Raw genomic sequence first — 21,311 nt, 5'->3', positions numbered from 1 at the left:
GGCGTCAGCGTCCTATCTCTGTGCGCACGGCGAACAGTTCGGGAAAGAAGGTGAGGTCAAGCGCCCGTCGCAGGAAGTCGACGCCCGACGATCCGCCGGTGCCGAACTTCATGCCGATGGTGCGCTGAACGGTGCGCAGGTGCCTGAACCGCCAGAGCTGGAAGTTCTCCTCGAGGTCGACGGGTTCTTCGCACGCCTCGTAGATCGCCCAATACGTCTCGGCGTTGTCGTAGATCTCGATGTACACCGGCAGCAGCGACGGAGTCATCACGTGGGCCACCGTGACGTCGCGGTCGAGCACCTCGGCCGGCACGCCGAGGCCCTGGCGCGCGAGGTAGCGCAGAAACTCGTCGTACAGGCTGGGCCGGTGCAGCAGCTCGTCGAGTACGGCCTGTGCACCGGGCTCGCCGTCGAACACCGCCAGCATCCTGGAGTTCTTGTTTCCGAGAATGAACTCGACCGCACGGTACTGGAACGACTGGAAACCCGACGAGTTGCCGAGCGCCCCGCGGAACTGCGCGTACTCGCTGGGCGTCAGCGTGGCCAGCACCGACCACTGCTCGGTCATCGTCTTCTGGATGTGCTTCACCCGGGCGATCTTCTTCAGAGCCGCACCCAGCTCGTCGGCTGCGAGCAGCTCGCACGCCTCACGCAGCTCGTGCAGCACGAGCTTCAGCCACAGTTCGGTGGTCTGGTGCTGGATGATGAACAGCAGCTCGTCGTGATGCTCGGGTTCGCTCAGCGGGTGCTGTGCGCTCAGCAGGGTGTCGAGCGACAGGTACGAGCCGTAGGTCATGCGGTCGCGCAGGTCGGTGACGATGCCCGGTTCGAGATCGCGGGTGTTCTTCTCGGCTGTCGTGTCGTCGGGCATGGTTCCAGTCTCGACTAAACCGCGTCCGCGCGCCGAACCGGTTCGTAGAGCTCCAGGGGGAGGCCGTCGGGGTCGCGGAAGAAGAACAGCGCCAGACCGGTGTGCGGCTCGGTGCGCAGCGGCTCGACGGGTACGCCCGACTCGAGAAGCGTCTGCCGAGCGCCGGCCACGTCGGCCACCGCAAAGGCGAGATGACGAAGGCCCAGCGCCTCGGGCGAGCTGACCCGTTCGGGCGCGGCGGGAAAGCTGAAGAGTTCGAGCAGATAGCTGCCGTTCAGCGACAGCTTGCCCATCCACGAGTCTCGCTCTGCGCGGAAGTACTCGGCCTCGAGCGTGAAGCCGAGCACGTCGACGTAGAAGGCCTTGGAGCGCTGGTAGTCGCTCGCGATGACGGCGACGTGGTGCAGCGCGGTCAGGCTGAGAGCGGACATCGTCAGCTCTCCCGGGGTGCAGCCGGAGGCGTGGCGGTGCTGTCGCGCGACAGCAGGGTCGGAACGATCAGCGGGATGGGCCGGGACTCTTCACGGCGCATGAGCGTGAGAATCTGTTCGACCGCACGGCGGCCGACCTCCTCGAAGTCGAGGTACACGGTCGTCAACGCCGGTCGGAAGTACGCCGACTCGGCGAGGTTGTCGAAGCCGACGACGCTGATCTGGCCCGGAACCGAGAGCCCCTTCTCGTCGAAGGCCTTGATGGCACCGAGCGCGAATGGATCGTTGGCGGCGAAGACAGCGGTGACCTCTGCAAGCTCGGCGAGCTGCAGGGCAGCGCGGTACCCCGACCGTGCGCTCCAGTCTTCGGTCGTCACGACGGGCGGAAGGGCCTTGCCGCGCGATGACAGTTCTTCGGCCCACCCGCGCCGCCGGGCATCCGTCGCCAGCCAGCCCCGTGGACCCTCGATGTGCCACACCGTCTCGTGGCCGAGGTCGAGCAGGTGGCCGACCGCCATCCGCGCGCCGCTCACCTCGTCGACCGAGACGCTCGTCGGGCCGGCGGGCGAGCCCTGCTCGAAGGTGACGATGGGAACGTCGCTCTCCAGGCCGCGCAACACCTCCAGTGCCGCATGGAGTGGTGCGAGCACGATGACGCCGTCGACCTCGTCGGCGCTGAGCTCATTCAACGCCGAACGGATGCTGGCGTGGTCGAGTTCACCCAGGGTGACGAGTCGTGTCGAGTAGCCGTTGAGCCTCGCCTGCTCAGAGATACCGAACAGCGCCACAGAGGGGCCGTGCACAGAGAGAGCGTAACTCACCACGCCGAGGTTCATCGTTCGATTGCTGGCGAGCGCGGCGGCGGCGGTGTTGCGCCGGTAGCGCAGCTGCTCGATCGCCGTCTGAACGCGGTCTCGGATGTCGGGTGAGACGTTGCTGGCGCCGTTCACCACGCGCGAAACGGTCTGTTGCGACACCCCGGCCAGTGCGGCGACATCGACCATGCGGGCGCCCCTCGATTTTGACGCGATTCTGCTCACAGGCCGGCTTCCCTCATGCTTCGACGCTTCACAGTCATCCCCCATTATGCGGTAGCGGGCAGCCTCGAAACCGCCGAGGTGCCCGCTACGCCCAGCCCCTGATCCGCGTCGATCCGCGTCGCGTCAGGGCCGACGGTAACGCAGCACTTCGGGATGCCTCTCGTACGGCCACTCCGCGTCGACGATCATGTACTTCTTCGTGGTGTAGCTGCCGTCCATGGTCGACGCCAGAGTCGGTGGACCGTCGAATCCGATCACCGACCAGCCGATGCGGTTCTCGTTGCCCCCGTAGACCGGGTCGCTGTAGAAGCCCTGGCGCGTGTTCAGAACGAGCAGCGGGAAGAACGACAGAAAGTCTTCGTTCACCGGCTGATTGCCGGCGGGCGCTCCGCCCTGCCCGTCGTCTTCGGGCGTGTCGAAGGTGAATTTCGTCGGCTTCGGCTCACCCGAGACCTGCTCGAGAATGGCGTCTTGCTGTTCGGGCGTCAGGTCGACGAACGGCGAACCGAACCGCTCTGACGAGAGCTCGCGCAACTGGTTCAGACCCGAGCGGTACAGCTCGCGGCGCAGCTCGATGCGCTCGGTCCAGGCTTTCTCCTCCCGGCCCTCCATGCGCAGGAAGCCGACGCCGTCGGCTGCCGCGAAGACGAACTGGGTTCCCGCGAGCATCCGGTCGATGAAGCGCACGACGTGTGCTTCTGTCGCTCCGGGATGGTGGTCTGTCGGAATGATGCGTGCCGCTGCGGCTTCGATGGTGCGCCAGTCTTCTTCGCTGAAGTAGATCGGGCCGTCGACGTCGCGCGTCGAGATGGGTACCGTCACCCATTCTGCTTGTCCCATGAGGTGATTCTCCTTGTCGATTGTGGTTCTTCGAGGGCTGCGTCGGGCCGGGCTAGCGCCGCGCCCAGCCTCGTGAGTCGACCCGGATGATCTGGTCGGCGCAACGCCACGCGTTCGCCATGATCGTCAGGGCCGGGTTGATTCCTGTCGCGGTCGGAAAGAAGCTCGCGTCGAACACGTACAGGTTCGGCACGTCGTGCGTGCGGCACCAACGGTCGACTACCGAGGTGGCCGGGTCGTCACCCATGCGCGTGGTTCCGAGCTCGTGCGACGTGTTGCCCGTGATGCGCTCCATGTTCACGGGCACGACCTTGCGTGCTCCAGCCGCCTCGAGGATCTCGCCGTTCTTGGCGACCTGCCATTTCTCCTGGGCGAAGTCGTTGGCGTGGGGAGTGTGCGTGATGCGGGCGACGGGCAGGCCCCAGGCGTCGGTGACGGTCGGGTCGAGATCGACGCGGTTGCTCTCGACGGGCAGATCGTGCAGCAGGATGCCGATCTTCATCGTGTGGTTGAACAGCTCACGGTCGGCGTCTTTGGCCGCCGAGCCCCAGGTGGGCCGCCCCGGAAAACTCCAGTTCACGGGGTGACCGAGGTTCGACGGGAAGATCAGCGAACCGAGGATGTGCCCTCGACTCTCGTCGGTCTCGTAGAAGTCGAACGAGCATCCGCTCATGTAGTGGCCCGACCAGCCGTAGAGCGGGTCTGTCAGGTCACGGTCGAACAGGCCCACCGAGAACGAGTACTGGTGGAAGGTGGCGTTGCGCCCCACCTGCCCGCTGCTGTTCGCGAGACCGTCGGGGAACAGCGCCGATTTCGACATGAGCAACAGGCGCGGCGTTTCGATGCCGCCGCCGCAGACGATGACGGCGTTCGCCTGCTGCACCCACTCGTCACCGTCTTCGTCTTGGTAGCGCACGCCCGTCGCCTTACCGTCGGGGCCGACGAGGATCTCGCTGACGTAGCAGTCTGAGCGCAGGTCGTAGAGCCCCGTGTTGATGGCGTCGGGAATGAAGCTGATGAGCGTCGACGACTTACCGGTGCCCGGGTCGGGGTACTGCTGCCAGAAGCCGTTCTCACTGAACGGCTGGCGCCCCCGGTACGGCTCGGTCACCATTCCCTGCGGCATGGGGAACGTGCTGTGCCCGAGCTTGTCCATGGCGGTGGCGAAGGTGCGCCCGATCTGGCTGAGCGGTGACGGCTTCGTGGGGTAGCCACGACTGCGGCGCCCCTCCCAGCGGTTCGCACCGCCGAGCCCCGAGGTGCCGAACTCCCACTCGACGCGGGTGTAGTACGGCTCCAGTTCGTCGTAGGTGATCGGCCAGTCGACCAGGCTCGCGCCCTCGATGTCGCCGTGGATCGAGCGCAGCTTGAAGTCGTTCTCGGTCATTCGCGGCACCATTCCGCCCCAGTGGGTGGTTCCGCCGCCGACGACCTGCGGCGTGGCCGAGAAGTTCGTGACCACCGCCTCCTGCTGGTCGTTCTGGCGGTAGGTGCGCGGCTTCAGCTTCGGGTCTTGCCAGATGAAGTTGCGGTTCAGGTACTTCAGTTCGTCACCCGACGCGTGTTCCGGCTTCAGCCAGGGCCCGCGCTCGAGGCCGACGACGCGCATCCCTGCCTCGGTCAGCACCTTCGCCGCCGTCGCTCCGCCCGCTCCTGCCCCGACGATGACGACGTCGACCGGCTCGGGGTTCTTCTTGGTCTTCATGATGGTTCCTTCCGTGTGGTTCGGTGAAGCGCTGTTCGGTCGTGCGTCGGGGGCCGCATCCGTGGCCATCGGCTCATCGGGCGACGGTTTCGATGCCGTGCCGACCGACGTGCGCCAACGGCAGCAGGGCGTTCCAGAGCTCGTCGGGGATGACGGTCTGAGCCAGCTCGACGGTCTGGTCGACGCGCCCGGGCTCCGACATGCCGACGATCGTCGAGGTGACGCGCTCGTCGCGCAGCGAGAACTGCAGCGCGGCCGCGGCAAGGGGGACGCCGGCGTCGAGGCAGAGTCGCTCCATCTCGCGCACGCGCGCAAGTGTGGCCTCCCCGACGGGTGCGTAGCAGTAGCGCGGTACTGCGTCGGGCCCCTTCACGAGCATCCCGCCACCGAAGGGCGCGGCATTGATGAAGGCGACCCCGCGACGCTGGGCGTCGTCGAGGAGGGGTTCAGCGGTCTGTTCGACCAGGGTGTAGCGATTGTGGCTGATCACCGCGTCGAAGACCTCGGTGGCGAGGTACTGCAGCTCGAGGTCGATGGGGCCGCCGGCCACACCGAGGTGCTGGATGATCCCCTCTTCTTTCAGCGCGACGAGGGCCTCGAGGGGGCCGCCCTTCGCCGTCGCCTCCGCGAATTCGATCTTCTCGGGGTCGTGCAGGTAGACGAGGGGAAGCGTGTCGAGGCCCAGGCGCTCGAGGCTCTCGGCGACCGACCGCTTGACCCGGTCTCCCGAGAAGTCCGACGACCCAGGCAGCGGATCGACCTTCGTCGCGACCAGTACGCCGGCTGGAACGCCACCGCGCTCGCGGATGGCGTGACCGATGCGACGCTCGCTGTCGCCGCCGCCGTATTCGTTGGAGGTGTCGATGAAGGTGAACGGGCCGTCGAAGACACGCTCGATGGTCGCCACAGCGGTCTCGGCGCTCACCTCATAGCCGTATTGGGCGGGAAAGCTGCCGAGCGCGCTGGTTCCGACGCAGATCGACGACACGAACAGGGGCGTGCTGCCGAGTCTCCGAGTGGAGAGCAGAGGGCGTGATGTGGTTTCGGTCATGGTGTGCTCCTTGGGGTTTCGTCGATGACGGGTGGTGGTTCTGAGGGTGTTCCCGGGTCTCCGGTGACGGCGGTCGCGGCGGTGCCGGTGGTGTCGCGCGTGCCGGCGGTGCCGGTGGTGCCGCGCTGGCCGCGCTGGCCGCTGGGCGGTCCGGTGCTCTGCCGTTCGACCAGCACCGGCAGAACGCCGCGGTCGACGCGATCGGAGTGCCCCGTGATCAGCGAGACCAGGCCGGTCACGGCGTACCGCCCGACCTGGTCGAAGTCGATGTGCATCGTCGAGAGGGCGGGCCGGAAGAACGACGACTCGGGAACGTCGTCGAACCCGAGAACGCTGACGTCGCCCGGCACGTCGATGCCACGGTCGGCGAGCGCCTTGATCACTCCGAGCGCCATCTGGTCGTTCGCCACGAACACCGCCGTGACCTCGGGATCGTCGGCGATGACGAGACCGGCCCGGTAGCCCGAGGCGGTCGTCCAGTCGCCGGCGATCGCCGGGCTGGCCGCGACACCGGCCTGCTCGAGCGAGCGGGTCCACCCGGCGATGCGTGCCGCCGTGCCGAGCCAGCCCGCCGGGCCCGCGATGTGGTGCACCGTCTGGTGCCCGAGGTCGAGCAGGTACTGGGTCGCCGCCGCCGAACCGCTGACTTCGTCGGTCACGACATTGCCGGAGGTGTGGTCGGCACCGGGCTCGAAGACGACGATCGGCACCTCGACGTGCAGCGTGCGCGCTGAACGCAGGGCCGCCTCGATGGGCGCGACAATGACGATGCCGTCGACGGGAACGGCGAGCAGGTGATCGACCGCCGCCGTCATGTCGCGGTCGGGGTCGGCCACCGTCACCAGGCTGGTCGAGTATCCGGCGCGTTTGGCCTCGTCGACCACGCCGGTGAGGATGACCGAGGGCCCGTACTGCGCCAGACCGAAGCTGACCACGCCGATGGTGAGGCTGCGATTGGAAGCCAGGGCCCGCGCCGACGAGTGCCGACGGTAGCGAAGCCGGCGGATGGCCGTCTCCACTCTCTCGCGCACCTCGGGTGACACGCTCGGGTGGTTGTTGACCACTCGGGAGACGGTCTGGTGCGACACACCCGCCAGCCGGGCGACGTCGATCATCCGAACGCTGCGTTCGTCACTGCCGTTCTCCTTCACGAGACCTTCTCCTCTCAGCTGGCGCGAGCATGCTCGTCTTCGGGTAGGGGGCGGCAGGGGTCGGCGGATGCTCGGCGGCTGCTACGCCGGAGCAGTCACCCGTGACCGGCCGAAGTGCGAACTGAAGAAGCCGCTGATGCGCTGCACTCCCCCGGCGCTCGAGAGGAAGACGGCGATGATGATGACCGCACCCTTGATGACGAGCTGTGGTTCGGAGGAGATGCCGACCAGGTTCATGATGTTGATGATGGTGGCCAGCACGAATACGCCGATGACGGCGCTGATGGGGTCGCCTTTGCCGCCCATCAGGGAGGCTCCGCCGACCACGACCGCCGCGATGGCATCCAGTTCGTATCCCACGCCGATCAGCGAGCTGCCCTGCTGCAGCTGTGCTGCGGCGATCAGGCCGGCCAGGCCGGCGAGGAATCCCGAGAGGGTGTAGGTGATCAGCAGATTGCGCGCGACGGGGAGCCCCGAGAGACGTGCCGCCTCGGGGTTGCCTCCGATGGCGTAGAGCGAGCGGCCGAAGGTGGTGAATTTCGCCACCAGAGCGGCGATCACGGCCACGATGATGAAGATCGCGACGGGGTTGCGCACCCACAGCCAGGAGCCGCTGCTGAATGCATTGATGAACGCCTGGTTGGTGATCTGGATGAGGCTCGTCGACTGGATGATGTAACTGAAGCCCTTGATCGCGCTCATCATCGCCAGGGTGGCGATGAACGGCGGTATTCGCAGCCACACGATCAGCACGCCGTTGATGAGGCCCGCGAAGGCGCAGGCGGCCAGCGTGACCCCGGTGGCCAGCCCGGCGTCCATGCCCGACTGCAGCGTCAGAGCGATGATGACCGTCGACATGGCGAGCGTCGATCCGACCGACAGGTCGATGCCCCCGGTCAGGATGACGAAGAACTGGCCGATCGCGAGCACGGCGGTGATCGACGCTGCTGCGATGACGTTCTGGGCGTTGCGGGCAGTGAGGAAGTCGGCCGAGACGTAGTAGCCGACGATGATGATGGCCAGAAGCACCAGCAGCAGGTAGCTCTTCGGCAGCAGCCGCTTCACGATGCCGAGTGTGGTGCCGGTCGGGCGGGCATCCGGAGACTGCGGCGCCTGCGACCGGGGTGGTGGGGTCAGGGTGGTGTTCGTCATGATGGTTTCCCTCGTGTGAAGTGGGGTGAGAAGTGGGGTGCCGCGCTCAGGCGAATTCGGAGATCAGGGCGTGCCCCTGAGGGTCGATGTCGTCGTGCTCGAACTCGGCGACGACCTTGCCGCGTGCCATGACCAGCACGCGATCGCACATCATCGCTTCGGTGATTTCTGAACTGGAGATGATCACGGTGCCGCCCGACCGGGCGAAGTCGCGAATCAACTCGTACATGTCTTCTTTCGCGCCGACATCGACGCCACGGGTGGGTTCGTCACAGATGAGCAGACGGGATGACCGTGCGAGCCAGCGGGCGAGAATCGCCTTCTGCTGCGTGCCGCCGCTGAGGGTCTTCATCGGCTGGTTCACGCTCGAGACCTTCATGCCGAGGCGTTCGACCATCTGGCTCGCCACCTTCTTCTCAGCGTGGGAGTCGATCACGCTGAGCCGGCTGAACATGGGCAGACTGGCCAGGGTGATGTTGCCCGCAACGCCCATCTCGGGAATGAAGCCTTCAGCCTTGCGGTCTTGCGGCAGCAGCCCGATTCCACGGCGGATGGCATCGCGGGGGTTCTTGAAGACCACGGCTTTGTCGTCGAGCGTGATGGTGCCCTGCGTCTTGCGCCGGGCCCCGGCCAGCAGGCCCGCGAGTTCGGACTGCCCGCTGCCGATGAGCCCGGAGATGCCGAGCACCTCGCCTCTGCGCAGTTCGAAGTTCACGTTTTCGACGCGCTCGTCTTCGCTGAGGTTCGCGACAGACATCAGCACCTCACCCGTGTGCCCGGAGCCGAGCCGCGGACTGCGCTCGCCCCGAAGGGCCGCGTCGGCGATCGAACCCTCGAGGCTCTTGCCGATCATCGCGGTGACGACGTCGCTCGCCGTCGACGATGCCGTGCTGTACTCGGCGGCGTTGCGGCCGTCGCGCAGCACCGTGACCTCGTTGCACAGCGAGTAGAGCTCGTCCATACGATGCGAGATGTAGAGCAGGGTGACTCCCTGCTCGGCGACCGAGCGCAAGACGGTGAAGAGGCGGTCGACATCGGGCAGCGGCAGCGTCGAGGTCGGCTCGTCGAGCAGCAGCAGCCGTGCATCCTTGTGCAGGGCTTTCGCCAACTCGACCGCCTGCTGCTCGGCGACAGAGAAGCTGGCCACCGGGCGCCGAACGTCGAGGTCGAATCCGACCCGGTCGAGGGCGGCGCGGGCACCGGCCTTCATGCGGCTCCAGTCGACGGCAGTGCGACCACGCTTCGGCAGTTGGCCGAGAAAGATGTTCTCAGCCACAGAGAGCGACGGTACGAGACTGAGCTCCTGGTAGATGGTGTGGATGCCCGCATTCTGGGCATCGATCGGCTCGCGGAACTTCATCTGCCTGCCACCCAGCTCGATGCTGCCGCGGTCAGGCGTCTCGGCCCCCGAGATGATCTTGATCAGCGTGGACTTGCCTGCGCCGTTCTGACCGGCGAGCGCGTGGATCGAGCCTCGCTTGACCGTCAGGTCGACTCCCTTCAGCGCCTGCACGCCGAGGTAGCCCTTCGTGATGCCGGTCAGGCGCAGTTCGTCTGGAGCATCCGGGCTGACAACCGCATCGCTCATGGTTCTGCCTCGTTCTTTCGTCGAGTCGGGTGGTGAACGGGCCGGCAGGCTGTCGAGAGCGCTGCCGGTCCGCACAGGTGGGTGAGACCGAGGTCTACTGGCCGTCTTGAGCGCGCACGTAGGTGTCGCTCGGCTTGTAGTAGCTGGCCGCGTTGTCGGGCGTCACGACGGTCGTCTTGATGTAGAGCGTCTTGTCGGGGCACTGTGTCTGGTCTTTGTTGTAGGCCGCGAGCGCGATCTTGACTGCGGTCGTACCCTGGTCCCAGGGCTGGTTCGATGCGTCGGCCTGCAGCGGGCCCGTCGGGTCGTCCTGCATCGTCTTCACCGACACCATGCCGCCGTCGTAACTCGCCATGATGATGCCGTCGCCGTAGATTCCGGCCTGCTGCAGGCCCTGCACGACGCCGCCGTTCATGACGTCGCTCATGCTGTAGACGACCTTCAGGTCGGGGTTGGCCGTGGCCACGTCACGAATGGGTGCAAGCGCCTGATCGGGCTTCCACGAGCCGTACTTGATGGGCAGCTGGTTGACCGTTATCCCGGGGTCGGCCGCGATCACATCGTTGAAGCCCTTCATGAAACCGTTGAAACGCAGGTCGGTGAGAACGTCGCCGGGAAAGCCGCCGATGCCGACGATCTTGATCTCGCCGGTGTCGCCGAACTTCTCGACGGCCTTCTTCGCCGCCACCTCGCCGGCGAGCGCTCCGGTCGCCCCCTGGTCTTCAGCCACGTAGCAGAAGGTGTCGGGCACGATGCTCGGGTCGAGGTTCGAGTTGACGGTGACGACCGGAATGCCGGCCGCCTTCGCAGCAGCGATCGACGGGGCGATGCCGATCGGGTCGTTGGCGTTGATGACGAGAACGTCGACGCCCTTCGTGATGAGGGTCTGGATGTCGGCGTTCTGGCGCACGGTGTCGCCGTTCGCGTCGAGTACGTCGACGGTGGCGCCGATCGATGAGGCCTGCGCCTGGCCGCCCTCGACGAGGGTCTTCCACCAGTCGCTTCCACTGATTCCGCGCTGGCTCCAACCGATGACGAGCCCCTTGCCGGTGGCCTTGTCTTCTGAGCTGGCGGTGGTTCCACCGCCACGGCAGCCCGTGAGCAAGAGGGCGGTGGTGGCGATTGCGGCGACGCCGACGATGACTCGTCGGGCGCGCCTGTTTCGGGCGATGCTGATCATGGTGCACTCCTTTGTGTCTGACCTGTGGTGCTGGGTGTGGCGTTGGGGGTGTTGCGAATGGGTGTTGCGTTGGGGGTGTTGCGAATGGGTGTTGCGGCACCGGGGGTCGGAGACGACCGACCCCCGGTGGATGAGCGCTAGTCGATCTGGGTGAACACGCCGCGCTCGATGAGCAGGTCGATGTTCGCCTGGCGGGTCTTGCGCTCGCGAGCCAGCCAGCCTTCGGTCGGCGGCTCGGTCAGGTACTGGTTCTTCGGGTAGATGGGCTTGGCGTAGATGGCCGCGTACTGCTCGGTGCGCAGGTCTTTGAACCCGTTGAAGACGCCGTTCGCCTGACGCTCGCGGCGCAGGTGATCGATGTCGATGACCGTGCTGACGAAGCTGTCGCCGGGAACGATGCCGTTCTGCTTGATCACCACGTGGCCCTTGTGGTCTACGATCATCGACTCGCCGCCGAAGAGGTCGTTGATGACTCCGTCGGGGCCGAGCTCCGGGCCGAGGTTGGGCGCGACGACGATGGCGTTGTTGAACAGCGCGTGGGCACGGTTCTGCACCTCCCACATCCCGTTCATCGTCTGCGGCTGGAACAGGGTGGCCCGAATGATGATCTCGGCCCCGTTCATGGCCAGGCCACGCGCGATCTCGGGGTAGGAACCCTCGTGACAGATCACGTAGCCGATGTTGCCGATGTCGGGGGTCTTGGCCACCGGGTAGATCGCCTGCAGCGCGTCGCCGCCGCCCTTCTTCTCGACCCACTCGTCCCACAGGTCGTGCGGGTTCGTGGTGCCGAGCGTGCCGCCCTCGAAGCCGTCACTCGTCGCCTTGGCGCGGCGGTAGACGAGCTCGCCCTTCGGGTCGATCATGAAGGCCACGTTGAAGTAGCGGTCGGGAAAGTCGTCATCGGCGACCAGGTAGAGTTCGGCGGCGATGTAGGTGTTCAGCTCGCGGGCGGCCTTCGCCAGTTCGTCGGTCTCGGGGCCGGGAATCGTGCGGGCGAACTTCTTCTCCTGCTCCCGGTCGCCGGCCTTGAACGCCATGTGCATGCCCTGGATCGCCATCTCGGGGATGACCACCAGTTTCACGGGGTGCCCCTCGGTGGCTGCCACGCCGACTGCTGTGCGCATGAAGCCGATGATGCGCTTCGTGTTGGTCAGTGCGTCTTCGGGCTCCACGATCGGGATCTGCAGCGGCGAGAGGGCCACAACGGTATACGGCTCGGTCACGTCAACTCCTTCGTTGTTGGTTTCGTAATTCCGATGTTAGCGCACTATCACAAACATGCAAGTCTTGGATCGTTGCAATTTCAACGCTCACTGCTGTTCCCTAGGGTGCGTCGAGGCAAAAGAGTTAGCGCACCACTCCGATGTTCGTCAGGCGGCTGGAGATCGGGCGGGGGGCATGGCACACTCGGGAGCGTCGTCTGCACCGCGAAAGGAGGCCCACGATGGCCGGTCGCGGTGAGTCTGCCGGGTTCGTCGAGGCGCTGGCCCGCGGGCTCGACGTCATCGAGGCGTTCTCCGACAGCCACACCAGCATGTCGCTCGCCGAGCTGTCGACTGCGACGGGGCTGGCGCGCCCCACGACCCACCGTCTGCTCGCCACCCTCATCGAGCTGGGCTTCGTGCGACAGAGCGGTTCGGTGTTCGAGCTCACGCCGCGGGTGCTCGACCTCGGGTACGCGTTCGTCAGCTCGCAGGGGCTCTGGCAGATCGCCCGGTCCCACCTCGAAGAGCTGGTGCACCGCACCGGGGAGTCGTCGTCGATGGCCCAGCTGAGCGGCTCCGACATCGTCTACACGGCTCGCGTGGCGGTGCCGAAGATCATCGCGCTGCGGGTCGAGATCGGCACCCGCTTTCCGGCCGTCGTCACGTCTCAAGGCAAGGTGCTGCTCGCTGCCCTGGCTCCGAATGACCTGCAGCGCACCCTCGCCGTGCCGAGCACCTCGCGGGTCGTGGTCGCCCCGCGCGATCCCGCCGACCTGCTTCGAGAACTCGAGACGGTGCGGGCGCGGGGGTGGGCCCTCGCCGACGAAGAACTGGCGCCGGGCATCCGGTCGATCGCCGCACCGGTGTTCGACGGCAGCGGAACCGTGCGCGCCACCGTCAACGTGACCGTGCACGCGGCCGAGACGAGCACCGACGAGCTCATCGAACGCCATCTCTCTGACCTGGTCGCGACCGCGGCCGCCATCTCGGCAGACTGGCGACGGATGGCCGACCGACCGTACGTCGAGGTCACCGAGGCCTGACGGCACGGCGACCTCCGCTCGCCTCTTGACGCCGGATGCAGGCGGGCACATACTGATGACGTCCGCTTGACGGACACCTGTCCGCAAAACTGATCCGGTGACGATGACGACTCCAGCCCACTCCGGCCCCCTGACCGGCCTCGTGGTCGCCGATCTCTCGCGGGTGCTCGCCGGCCCGTATGCGACCCAGATCATGGCCGACCTCGGCGCGACGGTCGTGAAGGTCGAGAGTCCGAAGGGCGACGAGACGCGCGACTGGGCACCGCCCGAGCGCGACGGCGTCTCGACCTACTTTCTCGGCATCAACCGCAACAAGCGCGACGTCGTGCTCGACTTCGGCAGCGAGACCGACCGCGCGCTCGCGCACGAGCTGGCCGCCCGCGCCGACATCGTGATCGAGAACTTCAAGCCCGGTGGCCTGCGAAAGTTCGGCCTCGACTACGAGTCGGTGCGCTCGCTCAATCCCGCCGTGATCTACGCCTCGATCAGCGGTTTCGGCTCACACGAGGGCGCCGCGCTGCCCGGCTACGACCTGATCGTGCAGGCGGCCTCTGGCCTGATGAGCCTCACCGGCGACGCCGACGGCCCCGCCTACCGCAGTGGTGTCTCGGTGTTCGACATCATGACGGGCATGCAGGCGACCATCGGCATTCTGGCTGCCCTGAACCACCGGCACCTCACGGGTCAGGGCCAGCACGTCGAAGTGAACCTGCTGTCGACCGCCCTGTCTGCCATGGCCAACCACAGCTCGACGTACGTCGCCGGCGGTCAGGTGCCGTTTCGCATGGGCAACGCGCATCCGAGCCTCTTTCCCTACGAGCCGCTGGCCGCGAGCGACGGCGAGATCGTCATCGTCGCCGCCAACGACGGGCAGTTCGCCAAGCTGGCCGCGGCCCTCGGCCGGCCTGAGCTCGCCGCCGACCCGCTGTTCGCGAAGACCGAGCTGCGCAACCGCAACCGCGAGCAGCTGCGCCCGCTGCTGCTCGAGGCGCTCGCCACGAAGACGGTGGCCGAATGGTTCGACGTGCTGACCGCGGCTGGCGTCGCCTGTGGCCCGATCAACACCATCGACGGCGGGGTGGCGCTGGCCGAGCGGCTCGGTCTTCGCCCAGTCGTCGTGGTCGGCGAGGGGGATGCCGCGATTCCGATGATCCGCAACGCCATCGACTTCTCGCTGACCCCACCCGCCTATGTGAGTGCCGCGCCCGCGCTCGGCGCCGATGACGACGAGATCAGGGCCTGGCTGCAGAGCCCGCGAGGAGAAGCGAAATGACCGAGTATTCCACCGGAATCGGCACCAGCGACCTGACCAGCATCTCGCTGCTCGGGCACGACATCACGAGCCTGCTGGGCACCGTGACGTTCGGCGAGCTCGCTTTCTGGCTGGTCGCCAAACGTCGGCCGACGAAGGGCGAGGGCCGGGTCTTCGAGGCGGTGCTGGTGTCGCTGGCCGACCACGGCTTCACACCCACGGCCATCGCCGCCCGACTCACCTACTACAGCGCTCCCGACTCGATTCAGGGCGCCGTGGCCGCGGGGCTGCTCGGCGGCGGGTCACGATTCCTCGGAGTCACCGAGAACACCGGGCTCTACCTCGACGCGATCGTTCTGGGCCTCGGCGACACGAGCGGCTACACCGACGAACAGTGGGATGACGTGGCCCGGGCCGCGCTGTTGCAGGCCAAGAGCGAGGGTGCGCGCGTGCCCGGTCTCGGGCATCCGGTGCACAAGACCGGCGACCCCCGCACACCCGTCATCATGCGTATCGCCGAAGAAGAAGGCACCCTCGGCCCGCACCTGCGCCTGTTCGCCGCGATCGGCCGGATGCAGCAGGAGGTGCTCGGCAAGAACCTTCCGCTGAACGGCGCGGGGGTCGCGGGCGCGGCCCTCGCCGACCTCGGCCTGCCCGTCGCGATGCTGCGCGGGTTCGCACTGCTCGCCCGAACCGCCGGACTGCTCGGCCACATCGCCGAAGAGCAGGTCACCCCCATCGGCCCCGACGTGTACTACTCGGTCGACCGCAACGCCGTGTACGTGCCCCCGCAAGGAGAGTGACAATGGCTGATCTGAGCGCCGTGCTCGCCACGACCCATCACCCGTTCTACCTGAAGGCGACCACCGCACCACCCGAAGAGCGCATGCCCCAGGCCGATGAGTGGAAGCGCAAGGTCGAGGCCTACCGCGAGACCCTGACGGCCGCGAAGCCCGACATTCTCGTGATGGTCGGCGCCGACCACTTCCACCAGTTCTTCAGCGACAACTACCCCGCGTTCCTGATCGGCAAACAGCCGAAGTACGACGCGATCTTCTACAACGAGGAACGTGAGTTCGGCATCCCGACGTACCTGCTCGACGGGCACGAAGACCTCTCGGGCTTCATGCTGCAGGGCCTGCTCGACCGCGGCTTCGACTTCTCGGTCAGCCATGAGCTGAAGCTCGACCACTCGATCATCTGCCCCATCATCACGACCCGGCCCGACGCCGACCTGCCCGTCGTGCCGATCTACACGAACATCTTCGCGCCGCCCCTGCCGAGCCCGCGGCGCTTCTACGACCTCGGCCGAGCCATTCGCAGCATCATCGACGAGTACCCCTCCGACCAGCGCATCGCCGCCGTCGGCAGTGGGCATCTCTCGCTCGAGCTCGGCGGCCCGCGGCAGTTCGGCGAGACGGGGCCAGACCCGGTGTTCGATCGCAAGGCGATCGACTGGCTCGCGAGCGGCGACATCGAGGCGATTCTGCAGAACGTGACCCACGAGAGCATGGCCGGGGCGGGCAATGCGACCCACGGCTTCATGGACCTCATTCTGATGCTCGGCATCGCCGGCCCCATCGAGGCGTCGTACGTCGACGAGCTCGACCTGTTTCACACCCGGGAGATGTACATGACCTGGTACCCGGGAGGCGACCCCCGGTGAGCAAGTACTACGTGAACAAGTTTCTCTACCAGGTCGACCGCGACCCCGAGCTGCTGGCCGCCTACAAGGCCGACCCGGCCGGGTTGGTCGAGCGCTGGGAAGACGAGTACGGCCGCTGGCTCGGCGCCGGCAACCGGGTCGAGCAGACCACGTGGCTGTCGTTCACCGACGACGAGCGCACCGCCCTCGTCGAGCACGACTACACGACTCTCTTCGAACTGGGCGCGCACTTCTTTCTGACGCTCACCATCTTCATCGCCATCTACAACGACGACTACGAGGCTCAGTCGGGCCCGCTCGCCTTTCAGCGGGAGTACGCCCAGAAGCTCTCGCACTGGGTCGGCCGAGACTACCCGACGGTCGCCCTCTGACCGGCCCGACCCGGTCTGCCGAACACCACCACCCGCATCGCCGAAGGAGTCGAACCATGTCGAACACCACCGCTGAACCACCGACGGATGACCGCCCTGTCGTCTTTCGCAACGCCATCGTCGTGACGGTCGACGACCAGCGCCGCATCCTGCCGAAGGGAGACGTGCTCGTCATCGGCCAGAACATCGCCGCGATCGGTGAGAACCTCGCCGTTCCGGACGGCACCTTCGAGATCGACGCCGAAGGGGGCATCGTGATGCCCGGCATGATCGACACCCACCGGCACATGTGGCAGACGGCCATGCGCGGCTACGGCGCCGACTGGACCCTCACCCAGTACTTCGTCTGGTACTACCTCGAGCACGGCAAGAGCTTTCGCCCCGAAGACGTCTACGCGGGCAACCGCCTCTCGGCGCTCGACGCCATCGATGCGGGAGTGACCACGACGGTCGACTGGTCGCACGGGCTCCGCACGATCGAACACGGCGAAGCCGCGCTCGAGGCGCTCCGGGCATCCGTCGGCCGTTTCGTACTCGCGTACGGCAACATCTTTGCGGGCCCGTGGGAGTGGTCGGCCGACCCCGAGGTGCTGGCCTTTCTGAAGAAGAACAACACGGGCTCCGACGACCTGCGTTTTCAGCTGGCGTTCGACGTCACCGGCGACCCCGCCTTTCCCGAGCGGGCCGCCTTCGAGGCAGCGCGCGAGCTGGGCCTGCCGGTCACGACCCACGCCGGCGTGTGGGGCGCGACGAACGACGACGGCATCAGGCTGATGCACGAGAACGGCTTCATGACTCCCGAGACGGTGTACGTGCACGCGGCGACGCTCAGCAACGACTCGTACCAGCGCATCGCGGCCACCGGGGGCTCGGTGTCGCTGTCGACCGAGAGCGAATTGAGCTGCGGCCAGGGTTACCCGCCGTCGTGGATTCTGCGCCAGCACGGCATTCCGGTGTCGCTGTCGGTCGACACCAGCGTGTGGTTCTCGAGCGACCTGTTCTCGGCAATGCGCTCGACCCTCGGGGCCGACCGCGGCTGGGAGCACATGCGCGCGCACGAAAAGGGCGACACCGTGACCCACTCGCACCTGCGCGCCGAGCACGTGGTCGACTGGGCCACGAGGGGCGGTGCCGAGAGTCTCGGCATGCAGAACCTCGTCGGGTCGCTCGAGGTGGGCAAGCGCGCCGACATCGTGCTGATCAAGAACGACGCCTCGCCGACGATGCTGCCGATTCTGAACCCGAGCGGTCACATCGCCCTGCAGGCCGGCCGCGGCGACGTGCACACGGTGATGGTCGATGGCACGATCGCGAAGTTCGACGGCCGTCTGCTGGGCGACGAACTGGCCTCGGTGAAGAGGCAGGTCGAGTCGACGGTCGAATACCTGCAGGGCGAGCTCGGCGAGCCGTCGTGGCAGCGGGGCATGAACCCGGATGCCCCGGCCGCCGAGATGCTCGACAACCCGTACACCTACACCGAGTACAAAGACTCGTCGACGCATCAGGCGGAGTCCGACCGCGCAGACGCGCCCGTTTGAGGCGCCCGCTCTTTCTCGGCGTTCAACAGTTTGCAGACAGAATTGTTGCCAATGTGAGGTGGGCGCCGGTATCTTGGGTGAATGACCGACCCGGGGCGCCCGGCGCGGGGCGCTGGCTCCCGTGCGAAGCCAGAACTGCTCGAAGAGGTCAAGAGCGCTATCCTGCGAGGTGAATTCGTTCCCCTGCAGCGTCTCATCGAGAGCGACCTGAGCGAGCGTTTCGGCGCATCCCGTTCGGCCGTGCGCATCGCCCTGCAGGAGCTGGTGTCGCAGGGGCTCGTCGAGTTCCAGCCCAACAAGGGCGCCCGGGTGCGCAGCATCTCGGTCGACGAGGCCATCGAGATCACCGAGGTGCGCGTCGTGCTCGAGGGAATGGAGGCGTCGCTCGCCGCCGAACGTGTCACCGACGCCGAGGCCGCCGAACTCTCTGACATCGCCGTGCGCATGCGCGAGGCCGTCGAGGCCGGGGAGCTGCTGACGTACAGCGATCTGAACGTACGGCTGCACGCGAGCATCCGGGAGGCCGCCCGGCACGAGACCTCTGCACGACTGCTGCGCGAGCTGCGCAACCAGACGGCACGGCACCAGTTCTCGCTGGCCCTGGTGCCGGGGCGGCCGTCGCAGTCGCTGCCGCAGCACGAGGCGATCGTCGCGGCCATCGTCGCCCGCGACGTGCCCGGCGCCGAAGACGCCATGAAGGCGCATCTGCGCAGCGTGATCGACGCCCTGCGCGCCCTGCCCTCCCTCGATTCGGCCCGGCGTTGAACGCGCGCGCGTCGCAGGCCGCCGTCGCCACGAGTAGAAGGGCGCTCGGATGACCGCCGTCACGATCGCCGTGCTCGGGCTCGGCGAGGCGGGCTCGGCCATCGCCGCCGACCTGCACGCCGCGGGGGCCACCGTTCGCGGGTTCGACCCGCTCGTCAGCCCACCTGCCGGCGTTCTCGCCTGCCGCGACGATGGTGACGCCGCCACGGGCGCCACCATCACGTTCGCCCTCACCAGCGGGCACGAGGCCGAAGAGACCCTGCGTCTCGCCCTGGCCGGGCTGCGACCCGGCGACCACTACGCCGACCTGAACACCGCGGCACCGGCCGTGAAGCAGCGGCTCGCCGTGATCGCGGCCGAGGCGGGCATCGTCTTCACCGACGTCGCGCTCATGTCGCCGGTGCCCGGCAAAGGGCTGCACACCCCTATGCTCGTCAGCGGTACCGGCGCCACCCACTACGCCGAGGTGCTGCGGATGCTCGGCGCGACCGTCGACGTCGTCGAAGGTGAGGCGGGCACGGCCGCGGCGCGAAAGCTCGTGCGCAGCGTGTTCTACAAGGGCTGGGCCGCCGCGGTGACGGAGTCGCTTCGCGCGGGCGAGGCCGCCGGCTGCGGCGAGTGGTTGCGCGAGAACATCCGCGACGAGATCGCTTCGGCCACCGGGCAGACGCTCGACCGGCTCGAGCAGGGCAGCATCACCCACGCCCGTCGCCGCACCGACGAGATGGCCGCGGCCACCGACCTGCTCACCGACCTGGGCATCCCACCCCGCGTCGCCGCCGCGAGCCGCGACTGGCTGGCGCAGCTCGACGCCGAGAACGCCGCCCGCAAGGCCGCTGCACTCGAGGAGACCAGCCCGGAGACCACAGCGGAGACCGCTGCGCCCCAGTAGACCGCCGGCCCCGGCCGGCGCACCATCCACGCACCACCAGAACGAAGGAGTTCTCATGCAGGAATCGCTGGCAGAGGCCATCGAAAGAGTGGGCAGCGCCGTCGACCTGCTGCGCAACGCGCAGGCCAGGCCCACGATCTTTCCGGTCACACCCGAGTTCAGCAACTGGCGGTCTGAGCAGCTGTCGTGGAGCCGAACGGTCGCGCTGCTCGACCAGTCGCACCACATGACCGATCTGTTCATCAGCGGCCCCGACGCCCTGCGACTGCTCTCTGACGTCGGCGTGAACAGCTTCGCGAAGTTCGAGGTCGACAACGCCAAGCAGTTCATCGCGGTGAACCACGAGGGCTACCTGATCGGCGACGCGATTCTGTTCTACCTCGGCGAGAACGAGTTCGACCTCGTGGGGCACCAGATGGTCATCGACTGGACGCAGTTCCACGGCGAGACGGGTGGCTACGACGTGACGTTCGAGCGCGACGGCAACTCGATCGTGCGGCAGGGCGACCCGGCGCTGTACCGGTTCGAGCTGCAGGGGCCGAACGCTCTCGCGCTGATGGAGGCCGTGACCGGGCATCCGGTGCCCGCCACCAAGTTCTTCCACATGGCCACGTTCGACATCGGCGGCATCAGCGTGAGATCGCTGCGGCACGGCATGGCGGGACAGCCCGGGTTCGAGCTGTTCGGCCCGTGGTCGGAGGGCGCCCGGGTGCGCGCCGCGCTCATCGAGGCGGGCGCGCAGTTCGACCTGGTGCTCGTCGGGTCGAAGGCGTACTCGTCGGCCAACCTCGAGTCGGCGTGGGTTCCGTCGCCACTGCCTGCGATCTTCAGCGGCGAGGGCACTGAGGAGTACCGGCGATGGCTGCCCGCCACCAGTGCGGGTTCGCTGGCCGGCAGCTTCACCTCTGAACGCATCGAAGACTACTACCTGACCCCATACGACATCGGGTACGGCCGCAGTGTCGCCTTCGACCACGACTTCATCGGCCGCGAGGCGCTCGAGCGGCACGCGCAGAACCAGGGGCGCCAGAAGGTCACGCTGGTGTGGAACGACGACGACGTCGCCGATGCCCTGGGTTCACTCATGCGACCGGGCCTGCCGGCCAAGTACATCGATCTGCCCAAAGCGCGGTACGGCCTCTACCAGGTCGACCGCGTGCTGGCCGACGGCAGCGATGTGGGAATCTCGCACGACGCCGGCTACATCACGAACGAGCAGGTGTTCGTCTCGCTCGCCAGCATCGCCAACGAGTTCGCCGAACCGGGCACCGCGGTCACGGTGGTGTGGGGCGAAGACCCGAACACCCGCAAGCCCTCAGTCGAGCCGCACCGCCAGATCGAGGTGCGCGCCACCGTGCAGCCGGCCCCGTACTCCTCCTACGCCCGCGAGAACTACCGCACGAACTGACCGGCCACCCGCGCGTGGACGGCGTCGCACGCGGCGCGGCGCATGACCGACCGACGTGAGGCGGTTCGGGTCAGGCGTGCGGCGCCGGCGCGGTGTCCACGGTGGGGGTGCCGTGTGTGTGGAAGGTGGAGATGGTCTGCATGCCCCAGGCCTGGCCCTTCT

General features: G+C 67.2%; 20 protein-coding genes. 9 read left to right on the top strand and 11 right to left on the bottom strand.

Going from position 1 to position 21,311, the window contains the following annotated elements; all coding sequences use genetic code 11:
• Positions 1–4: 4 nt before the first annotated feature.
• The 11 genes from V3W46_RS14130 to V3W46_RS14080 form a co-directional block, all read right to left on the bottom strand.
• Entirely contained in the window at positions 5–871 is an 867-nt protein-coding gene (locus V3W46_RS14130; RefSeq protein ID WP_331783768.1) for a tryptophan 2,3-dioxygenase, read from the bottom strand.
• A 14-nt stretch (positions 872–885) separates the two neighbouring features.
• Positions 886–1,302, bottom strand: a complete 417-nt coding sequence (locus V3W46_RS14125) for a VOC family protein (RefSeq protein WP_331783767.1) — start codon at positions 1,300–1,302, stop codon at positions 886–888.
• A gap of 2 nt (positions 1,303–1,304) precedes the next feature.
• Complete coding sequence (locus tag V3W46_RS14120) at positions 1,305–2,306, bottom strand: LacI family DNA-binding transcriptional regulator (protein ID WP_331783766.1); 1,002 nt, start codon at positions 2,304–2,306, stop codon at positions 1,305–1,307.
• 159 nt (positions 2,307–2,465) lie between these two features.
• Positions 2,466–3,182 carry a gluconate 2-dehydrogenase subunit 3 family protein gene (locus V3W46_RS14115; protein WP_331783765.1) on the bottom strand — a complete coding sequence of 239 codons (717 nt, stop codon included), beginning with the start codon at positions 3,180–3,182 and terminating at the stop codon, positions 2,466–2,468.
• Between the two features lie 52 nt (positions 3,183–3,234).
• Positions 3,235–4,887, bottom strand: a complete 1,653-nt coding sequence (locus V3W46_RS14110; RefSeq protein ID WP_331783764.1) for a GMC family oxidoreductase — start codon at positions 4,885–4,887, stop codon at positions 3,235–3,237.
• A gap of 73 nt (positions 4,888–4,960) precedes the next feature.
• Positions 4,961–5,938, bottom strand: coding sequence for an aldo/keto reductase (locus tag V3W46_RS14105; RefSeq protein WP_331783763.1), 978 nt, complete (start codon positions 5,936–5,938; stop codon positions 4,961–4,963).
• Positions 5,935–7,089 carry a LacI family DNA-binding transcriptional regulator gene (locus tag V3W46_RS14100; protein ID WP_331783762.1) on the bottom strand — a complete coding sequence of 385 codons (1,155 nt, stop codon included), beginning with the start codon at positions 7,087–7,089 and terminating at the stop codon, positions 5,935–5,937. The genes V3W46_RS14105 and V3W46_RS14100 overlap by 4 nt, the downstream gene beginning before the upstream one ends.
• Positions 7,090–7,170: 81 nt before the next feature.
• Positions 7,171–8,241, bottom strand: coding sequence for an ABC transporter permease (locus tag V3W46_RS14095; RefSeq protein WP_331783761.1), 1,071 nt, complete (start codon positions 8,239–8,241; stop codon positions 7,171–7,173).
• A gap of 46 nt (positions 8,242–8,287) precedes the next feature.
• Positions 8,288–9,829, bottom strand: coding sequence for a sugar ABC transporter ATP-binding protein (locus V3W46_RS14090; protein WP_331783760.1), 1,542 nt, complete (start codon positions 9,827–9,829; stop codon positions 8,288–8,290).
• A 94-nt stretch (positions 9,830–9,923) separates the two neighbouring features.
• Positions 9,924–11,009: a sugar ABC transporter substrate-binding protein gene (locus tag V3W46_RS14085; RefSeq protein WP_331783759.1), complete on the bottom strand. Its 1,086-nt coding sequence runs from the start codon at positions 11,007–11,009 to the stop codon at positions 9,924–9,926.
• A gap of 137 nt (positions 11,010–11,146) precedes the next feature.
• Positions 11,147–12,232, bottom strand: coding sequence for a nitrilase-related carbon-nitrogen hydrolase (locus tag V3W46_RS14080; RefSeq protein ID WP_331783758.1), 1,086 nt, complete (start codon positions 12,230–12,232; stop codon positions 11,147–11,149).
• 221 nt (positions 12,233–12,453) lie between these two features.
• Here V3W46_RS14080 and V3W46_RS14075 point away from each other — a divergent pair, with 221 nt between their 5' ends.
• From V3W46_RS14075 to V3W46_RS14035, 9 genes are all read left to right on the top strand, one after another.
• Positions 12,454–13,257, top strand: coding sequence for an IclR family transcriptional regulator domain-containing protein (locus tag V3W46_RS14075; protein WP_331783757.1), 804 nt, complete (start codon positions 12,454–12,456; stop codon positions 13,255–13,257).
• A gap of 103 nt (positions 13,258–13,360) precedes the next feature.
• The gene (locus V3W46_RS14070) at positions 13,361–14,530 is read left to right on the top strand and encodes a CaiB/BaiF CoA transferase family protein (protein WP_331783756.1); all 1,170 of its coding nucleotides are present in this window, start codon (positions 13,361–13,363) and stop codon (positions 14,528–14,530) included.
• Positions 14,527–15,312: a citryl-CoA lyase gene (locus V3W46_RS14065; RefSeq protein WP_331783755.1), complete on the top strand. Its 786-nt coding sequence runs from the start codon at positions 14,527–14,529 to the stop codon at positions 15,310–15,312. The genes V3W46_RS14070 and V3W46_RS14065 overlap by 4 nt, the downstream gene beginning before the upstream one ends.
• A 2-nt stretch (positions 15,313–15,314) precedes the next feature.
• Entirely contained in the window at positions 15,315–16,175 is an 861-nt protein-coding gene (locus V3W46_RS14060) for a hypothetical protein (RefSeq protein WP_331783754.1), read from the top strand.
• Complete coding sequence (locus V3W46_RS14055) at positions 16,172–16,546, top strand: hypothetical protein (protein ID WP_331783753.1); 375 nt, start codon at positions 16,172–16,174, stop codon at positions 16,544–16,546. The genes V3W46_RS14060 and V3W46_RS14055 overlap by 4 nt, the downstream gene beginning before the upstream one ends.
• Before the next feature lie 56 nt (positions 16,547–16,602).
• Positions 16,603–18,084 carry an amidohydrolase family protein gene (locus tag V3W46_RS14050; RefSeq protein WP_331783752.1) on the top strand — a complete coding sequence of 494 codons (1,482 nt, stop codon included), beginning with the start codon at positions 16,603–16,605 and terminating at the stop codon, positions 18,082–18,084.
• Between the two features lie 81 nt (positions 18,085–18,165).
• A complete protein-coding gene (locus V3W46_RS14045) occupies positions 18,166–18,849 on the top strand; it encodes a GntR family transcriptional regulator (RefSeq protein ID WP_331783751.1) in 684 nt (227 codons plus the stop codon).
• A gap of 49 nt (positions 18,850–18,898) precedes the next feature.
• Positions 18,899–19,741 (top strand): NAD(P)-dependent oxidoreductase, encoded by an 843-nt coding sequence (locus tag V3W46_RS14040; protein ID WP_331783750.1) that lies wholly within the window; start codon positions 18,899–18,901, stop codon positions 19,739–19,741.
• Positions 19,742–19,796: 55 nt separating this feature from the next.
• Positions 19,797–21,149, top strand: coding sequence for an aminomethyl transferase family protein (locus V3W46_RS14035; RefSeq protein WP_331783749.1), 1,353 nt, complete (start codon positions 19,797–19,799; stop codon positions 21,147–21,149).
• Positions 21,150–21,311: the final 162 nt, after the last annotated feature.

The sequence above is a fragment of the Subtercola sp. YIM 133946 genome (assembly GCF_036553535.1).
Classification (GTDB): domain Bacteria; phylum Actinomycetota; class Actinomycetes; order Actinomycetales; family Microbacteriaceae; genus Subtercola.
The sequence above is the reverse complement of the archived record's forward strand: the minus strand, read 5'-3'. Positions and strand labels throughout refer to the sequence as shown.